The organism is Roseibium sp., from assembly GCF_025698965.1.
Lineage (GTDB): Bacteria > Pseudomonadota > Alphaproteobacteria > Rhizobiales > Stappiaceae > Roseibium.
Genome location: NZ_JAILWL010000342.1, coordinates 1 through 7,166, shown reverse-complemented (window position 1 = coordinate 7,166; position 7,166 = coordinate 1). Strand labels below are relative to the sequence as shown.

Annotated in this window: 6 protein-coding genes; 2 read left to right on the top strand and 4 right to left on the bottom strand. The window is 55.0% G+C overall.

What is annotated here, in order from left to right; translation table 11 throughout:
* Positions 1-129: 129 nt before the first annotated feature.
* From K5905_RS23130 to K5905_RS23115, 4 genes are all read right to left on the bottom strand, one after another.
* Positions 130-1,590, bottom strand: a complete 1,461-nt coding sequence (locus K5905_RS23130) for a HAMP domain-containing sensor histidine kinase (RefSeq protein WP_297588294.1) — start codon at positions 1,588-1,590, stop codon at positions 130-132.
* Entirely contained in the window at positions 1,574-2,260 is a 687-nt protein-coding gene (locus tag K5905_RS23125; RefSeq protein WP_297588291.1) for a response regulator transcription factor, read from the bottom strand. The genes K5905_RS23130 and K5905_RS23125 overlap by 17 nt, the downstream gene beginning before the upstream one ends.
* Before the next feature lie 189 nt (positions 2,261-2,449).
* The gene (locus K5905_RS23120) at positions 2,450-3,985 is read right to left on the bottom strand and encodes a Do family serine endopeptidase (protein WP_297588288.1); all 1,536 of its coding nucleotides are present in this window, start codon (positions 3,983-3,985) and stop codon (positions 2,450-2,452) included.
* A 288-nt stretch (positions 3,986-4,273) separates the two neighbouring features.
* A complete protein-coding gene (locus tag K5905_RS23115) occupies positions 4,274-4,924 on the bottom strand; it encodes a glutathione S-transferase (protein WP_297588285.1) in 651 nt (216 codons plus the stop codon).
* Positions 4,925-5,050: 126 nt separating this feature from the next.
* Between K5905_RS23115 and K5905_RS23110 the strand changes: the two genes are divergently transcribed.
* Positions 5,051-6,049: a DUF2336 domain-containing protein gene (locus tag K5905_RS23110; protein WP_297588282.1), complete on the top strand. Its 999-nt coding sequence runs from the start codon at positions 5,051-5,053 to the stop codon at positions 6,047-6,049.
* Positions 6,050-6,307: 258 nt separating this feature from the next.
* On the top strand, positions 6,308-7,166 hold an 859-nt coding region (locus tag K5905_RS23105; protein WP_297588280.1), incomplete at its 3' end, for a DUF2336 domain-containing protein.

The following is a 7,166-nucleotide window of genomic DNA, read 5'->3' as shown; positions in this document are numbered from 1 at the left end:
AACAGGCCTTCCAGCTCGGGCCCGGCTTCAGGATTATCAGTCAGATCTTTCAGGAACAAAGCGGCCCGATCGACATCAGGCGCTGGTGGGACGATGGCAATGCGGTCCAGCAAAGCTCCTCGGACGCCGTTACTCCCCGACGGGCTTTTCTGACCGTCCCGTTGATCCGCCTTCTGCATTCCCGCTCCCGCTGTTTGCCGGCACCACCGGTGCCAGATCTATCCGGGCGCAAAGACCCGGGCTTCCATTTTTGAAGCGCAAGTCTCCTCCATGCAAGCGGGCAACGGCTTTGACAAGACTCAATCCCAAGCCTGTTCCAGGTTCCGACCGGCTTTCTTCCAGCCGGACGAAGCGATCCATGACCCTGTCCATATCCTTTTCCGGAATTCCCGGACCATTGTCCGTCACCGAAAGGATCACACGGTCGTCGTCTTCTTTTCCGGAAAGGCGGATCAAAATTCCCCCCTCCTCCGGTCTGCCGTATTTCAAAGCGTTTTCAATCAGATTGACCATGACCTGGCTCACCAGATCCCGATTGCACTCGGCCTTGAGATCTGCAGGAATGTCCACTTCCAGCTTGCCGCCCTCATCTTCGACAAGCGGCTCGTACAGTTCCGCCACTTCGGCAACCAGCTTGTTGAGATCCGTCGGCTTGATGGATGATCCCGGCGCCATCGATTCTATTCGGGCGATGCGCAATAGCGCATTGAAAATGCGAAGCAGATGGTCGGTTTCATCAAGTGTCGCTTCAAGCGCACCACGATAACCCGCCTCGCCCTTGGCTTCACGAAGGGCAATCTCGATCCGGGTCTGCAATCGGGTCAGAGGTGTCTTCAGATCGTGCGCAATGTTGTCGGTGACGTCCTTCATCGACTGCATCAGCAGCTCGATCCGATCCAGCATCGTGTTGAGATTAACCGCCAGACGGTCGAACTCGTCGTCATTGCCTGCGATGGTCAAACGTTCGGACAGGTCACCATTCATGATCATGCGGCTGGTTGCCGAGATGTCGTCGATGCGTTTCATCACGCGGCGGCTGACAAACAGCCAAGTGATGGCCGCCATGACCACCACGACTACGAGCCAGAGCCTCAGCGCATTGCCTAAAAGAGTGGAAAATCGCAGCTGATCGCCAAGATCCCTGCCGACGAGCAATCTGAAACCGCCACGCAACTCAAACGTACGCACCATGGCCTGACGCTCGATGTCTTCCGATTCCTGGCCCAGCTGGGTGTAGCGAACTCTCCTCAGGCCCCCATCGGCCTCTTCCAGGACGATGGTTGGCAGCCGGGCGATGTTGCCGACGAGCGCGTTTCCGGAAAAATCAGTGAGAAGGTACAGACTGGCGTCCGGATGGCGCGACCTGCGGTCAATCGCCTGGACCAGATCGCGGACACCACCGCGAACATATACATCCGAAAGCCCCTTCAGTTCGGAATCGACAGCCTGAACAACCTGTTCGGACATCAGGTGATCTGTGTTTTCCGCGACATAGACGAGCAGTATTCCGGACATCACCGTAAAGACGGCGATATAGAGCAACGACAGCTTGAAAGCGGTCGTTCTTGTAAATCTAGTGAGCCGCGTCACGGATCGTATATCCGGCACCCCGGATGGTGTGCAGGAGCGGTGTATCAAAACCCTTGTCGATTTTGCCGCGCAAGCGGGAAATGTGGACATCGATCACGTTGGTCTGAGGATCGAAATGATACTCCCAGACGTTTTCCAGGAGCATCGTCCGGGTCACAACCTGCCCGGCATGCTGCATCAGATACTCCAGCAGACGGAATTCACGTGGTTGCAGGGGTATCTCTGTGTCGCCGCGTCGGCAGGAATGCGCCATGCGGTCCAGTGTCAGATCACCGACTGTATAGGTCGTTTCCACCTGACTTGCGGATTGCGGACGACGCGCTAGAGCCTCTACCCGTGCCTGCAGTTCTGTAAATGCAAATGGTTTAGGCAGATAATCGTCTCCGCCCGCTTTGAGACCTTTGACGCGGTCGTCAACCTGACCAAGTGCCGACAGAATGAGAACGGGAGTGTGATTACCGTCGCGACGCAGCTCCTTGATGATCGAAAGACCATCCATTTTGGGAAGCATGCGGTCGACAATCAGGATGTCATAGCTGCTGTCCAGAGCCATCTGCAGTCCGGTCTGTCCGTCTGCAGCATGATCAGCCGTGTGACCGAATTCGCTCAGTCCCTTTACGAGGTAGCTCGCTGCCTCAGGGTCGTCTTCAATAACAAGAATTCGCAACATGCCATCCTTTGTACTCTGAGATTCGCCAAAAGGAAATGGCTGGCGGCGGCGATGGATGTGAGGCGCCGCCGCCAGACTGTCAGGGTTCATCTCCATAACCCTGGGACAAGGCCAGCCCGTCGGGGTTGGGGGCAGAGGGCAGGCCAGCCTTGTCACTCAGGTTCCAGCTCGGGCAGAACCGGCTCCTGATCAAGCGAGGTTCATGGGCAAAGCCACGAACCGAACGTTGTTGTTGCTCTCGACGCGCATCAGAACAGCTTTGCGGCCGTCATCTTCAGCTTTATCGAGCGCTTTGAGGACATCAGCCGGGCTGTTCACCTTCATACCGGCGACTTCCAGGATAACGTCGCCTGTGTTCAGGCGCTTTTCGGCGGCAGGACCGTCCGGCGCAATGTCGGCAATCACGACGCCCTCACCTTCGAGACCCGCTTCGGCCTTGGTGGTCAGAACCAGTCCAAGATCGTCCAGGGACGTTTTGGTGTCGTCCACCTGCGGCGCAGCGTCAGCGACCTGCTCCTGCAAGCGACCAAGGGTCACACTGATGTCCTGTTCCTCACCATCACGCCAGATAGTGACGTCAATGGAGGTGTCCGGATCATATGCAGCGACAATCCTGGAGAGGTCACGCGGACCTTCCACGCTGGTTCCGTCGACTGCCAGGATGGTGTCGCCCGAGCGCAGGCCAGCCTTCTCGGCCGGGCTGTTTTCCTGCGCTTCCGCGACAAGTGCGCCGCGGGCCTCATTCAGGCCAAGGCTCTCCGCGATGTCATCGGTGACGTTCTGAATTTGAACGCCAAGCCAACCGCGGACAACTGTTCCGTCATCCTTGAGCTCCATGATGACATCTTGCGCGGTCGAAGCGGGGATCGCGAAGGCGATACCGACATTGCCGCCTGACGGCGAGAAGATCGCCGCATTCACACCAATCACTTCACCCTTCATGTTGAAGGCCGGACCACCGGAGTTACCACGGTTGACGGGCGCATCGATCTGGATGAAGTCATCGTATGGGCCGGCGCCGATATCTCGACCACGAGCAGAAACGATGCCTGCGGTTACAGAACCGCCAAGTCCGAACGGATTGCCGATCGCGACGGTCCATTCACCTACCTCGGGTGCTTCGCTCGCGAAATCGACATAAGTGAAATCCTCATTGCTCTCGACCTTCAACAGCGCAAGATCGGTCCGCTTGTCCGCGCCGATAAGCGTGGCGTCATACTCATCACCGTTCTGGTCGATCACGGTGAACTCGGTTCCCCGGTCAATCACGTGATGGTTGGTTACAACAAATCCATCCTTGGAAATGAAGAAACCTGAACCCTGGGACAGGCCGTACTGACGTGGTGCGCGCCGCTGCTGCTGTCCTTCCTCACCACCACGGCCGCCAAAATCACGGAAGAAACGCTCAAACGGGTGCCCCTCCGGCAGCCCTTTAAAGAACTCCTGGAAGTTTTCACCGCCACCGTTACCGCCATTGAAGTTCATCATACGAGGTTCGGCGGCCTGCTTGACCTGAACGCTGACCACTGCCGGGCTGACCGTCTTCACAACATCAGAAAAATCAGAAGGTGCGGCAGCATCAACGCGAACCGGTGCGGCCTGGGCCATTTGATTTGGGACAACGGTTTGCGCGGTCAAAAGACCTGCAGTGCCGAGCGCAACTACTCCAGCCAGCAATTTGGCACGGCGGGACCGCAATGGAGAAACTGACCGACGGTTTTGCATATTTTCTTCCTTTATAACTTTATCTCGCATGCCGTTTTCAAGAACGCTCGTCACGGGTAAACACGCACAGGGAGTCGCGCTCTAAGCTCGGTAATGAAAATAGGTAAGCGTCCCTTACGAGCGCCTGTCGGGAGCATTACGATTTTGTAAGGTTGGGATATTTGAAGCTATGCGATTGCAGCTACGTCTCAGCTGCTCACAGCAACGTTCTGCTGCTATCGAGATAGTTCTCTAACTAATTGAATTACCTTTTTAAATTCGCCAATTGAATTGGCCGCCCGGTCACATTCAAGTGTCTGGAAATACAATCGGTTCACTGCCGGCATGCCACTTTTGCCATTTGGGCATGACATTTAAAAACCTGTCGGATGTTTCAAACATGACCAGCCAGGCTTTCAGAGCGGTCCACTCCTCACCGTCAAACCAGTCTCGATTCGCGTTAGCAAACTGGCGGACAAAGGGCAGGATCGCGTAGTCCGCAAGCGAAGCGCGCCGGCCAAATAGCCAGGGCCGTTTTTGAAGCATTATATCCAGCTTCCGAAGAAAGGCGGAGGCAGAAGCGCGTTCGAGTTCGCGATCTGTGTCCTTGTAGCGCGTGTCGTATTTGTAGCGATCGAGATGCTGTTTGAACGGACCGTCACATTCATCGATCAACGCAAACATCTCCTCGGCACTTCCCTCTTCCGGGCTGAGCCAACCTTCTGGATCCGAATGCCGTAGCGCCCACACCATTATGTCCAGACTCTCGTCAAGGATCGTGTTTTCCACTTTCAGGCATGGAACCGTTGCCGTTGGAGAGGTTTCCAGAAACTCCGGCGCTTTGTCACGCAGGACCACTTCCCGAAGTGCTACCTGCTGGCCGCTGACGGCAATCGCCAGGCGCGCCCGAATGGCGTAGGGACAGCGACGAAAGGAATATAGGATCGGGAGGTCAGTCATGTGCGACGCATGGCGCAAAGTTGCCCTAAGGTCAACTAAATATCGGCGAACTCACAGTAATTCCAGAGAAATTTTTCATGGGTTGTAAAGGAAATTCAGAGAGACTTCTGGTGATAGGGTGCCACCATGACAGACTCGCTACTTCAACTTGCCAAGGACACTACTTCAGAAAAAAAGCATGAACTGGCTGAACACGTCAGCGGGTTGCTTGTCGCTCGCAAGGACGACTCCGGTTCTGATGAAACTCATCTGCTGAACAATATGCTTGAGGGTGTCTACGACTCCCTGGAACAGGGAGCGCGACAGCAGCTGTCGGAACGCCTTGCAGAGGTGCAGGCAACCTCATCCAATCTCGCAGCAGCCATGGCCTGTGACGACCTGCCCGTCGCCAGGCAGGTTCTGGAACGCTCACAGTCGCTTTCAGAAGAAAGCCTGCGCAAGATCGCCCAGACCAAGGACCAGGGGCATTTGCTTGCGATCGCCAATCGTGACCATGTCAGCAAGGACGTCGGGGCGCTGCTGGTCAAGCGTGGCTCCAAGGAGGTCAAACACACTCTCGCGGCCAATCTGGGCGCCGAATTGGAAATGCAAGAGTTTGAAGTCCTGGTCAAGGACATGCCCAAACAACTCGGAGACCGTATCCGGCACCTGCGCAAATCCAATGAAGAGCTACTGGAAGACCTTTTCCGGGACGACGGGGAGATTGCTGCCGGAGCCGAACTGGTCAAACGCCCGTCAAAAATCAGCCCGAAAGCCTGGCTGATGGGTATCAGGTTGGGCAAGACCACGCTCAACAAGGCAATCTATCAGCTGGCGTTGGAGCACAATCTATTGGATTGCGTTGCATTACTCGCTTTCTTTTCCGGCCTCGAAACGAAGTATGTGCACAATCTGATGGTGCGCTTCGATGCGACCGGAATTGCCACGGTCTGCCGTGCAACAGGCATTGAAGCGGTGGAATTCCAGGCGATTTGCAAGGAACGCTGCAAACACCTGAAATTTCCGGAAAGCACCGGCAGCAAGTGGCTCACCAACTATCACATGCTGGACGAAACCGACGCCCGCCGCCTGCTTTCCCTGATGAAAATCAAACTGAATTCGACGAAGCGGGAACGGGCAGCCTGAACTCGGCCGCAGACTTTCAGGTCAGTCTCCCCTTGCCAATTCGTTCACAGTCCGTCACCGCAAGAAAGCTGTTTTTGTGCAGAGCAGCAAATATCCGCAAATTTTCGAGAAACTATTGGTAATTATTCCAAATACTCTGTGACAAGAACTGTCAGCAATGCGGTTAAAACGCAGATTATCTCAATTTTTGACTGTGTTTTATCCACTTGTAAACTGTCTCGGGCTAAACTTTAAGTCGGATAAACGGATGGCCCATACATGATCGATGACATTCTTAGTCTCGCGAAAGACAGCACCCCTGAAAAGCGTCACCAACTGGTTGAACATGTCACCGAATTATTCGTGAACGGTGCGAACAGCTATCAAACCGAAGAAATTACTCTGTTCAATACGGTCCTGGAGAGCATGTTGCCGACCATGGAGCGGGAGCAGAAAAAGGAAGTTTCCGAACAACTTGCACCGATTGACAGCACATCGCACAAGGTCGCTCTGGCACTTGCCAAGGAAGAAATCGATATCGCACGCCCGATGCTGACATCTTCCAACGCACTCGAATCCGAAGACATCCTACAGCTTGCCAAAACAATGGGCCAGGGACACCTGCTGGCCATTTCAAAGCGTGAGCATCTGGAAAGCAACGTAACCGACATCCTCCTGGAGCGCGGCGAAAGTCCGGTGAAGCAATCGGTCGCGGCCAATTCAGGTGCCGAGTTTTCCGATTGGGGCTCCAGACTGCTCATCAAACTGGCGGAACGAGACGACAAGATCCGCGACGCCATGATGGAACGTGCCGATATTACCGAAGAAGAATACGAAAGACTGATCAGTCACATGCCGGAGCAGCAGCAAATCAAGATCCGGCAGATGCGCGCAGACAATGAAGCGCTGGTACAAGATCTCTTCCACAAGGCCAGCAAGGTCGTCGCAAGCTCCAAGCTGGAGCGAAAAGCGACACGGATCAACGCCAAGGTGACCTTGAAGGAAATCCGCGCCGGTCAACGGTCTCTCAGCAATGCCATTACGCAATTGTCGCTTTCGAACAACCTCTTCGACATTTGTTTCCTGCTTGCCGAGATGGCCGGTCTGGAGCAGAAATACGTGACCAATGTCATGGTAC

What these genes read in the sequence shown, in the direction of transcription:
- K5905_RS23125 (WP_297588291.1), bottom strand. Translation starts at nt 2,260, where the DNA reads ATGTTGCGAATTCTTGTTATTGAAGACGACCCTGAGGCAGCGAGCTAC.
- K5905_RS23120 (WP_297588288.1), bottom strand. Translation starts at nt 3,985, where the DNA reads ATGCAAAACCGTCGGTCAGTTTCTCCATTGCGGTCCCGCCGTGCCAAA.
- K5905_RS23115 (WP_297588285.1), bottom strand. Translation starts at nt 4,924, where the DNA reads ATGACTGACCTCCCGATCCTATATTCCTTTCGTCGCTGTCCCTACGCC.
- K5905_RS23110 (WP_297588282.1), top strand. Translation starts at nt 5,051, where the DNA reads ATGACAGACTCGCTACTTCAACTTGCCAAGGACACTACTTCAGAAAAA.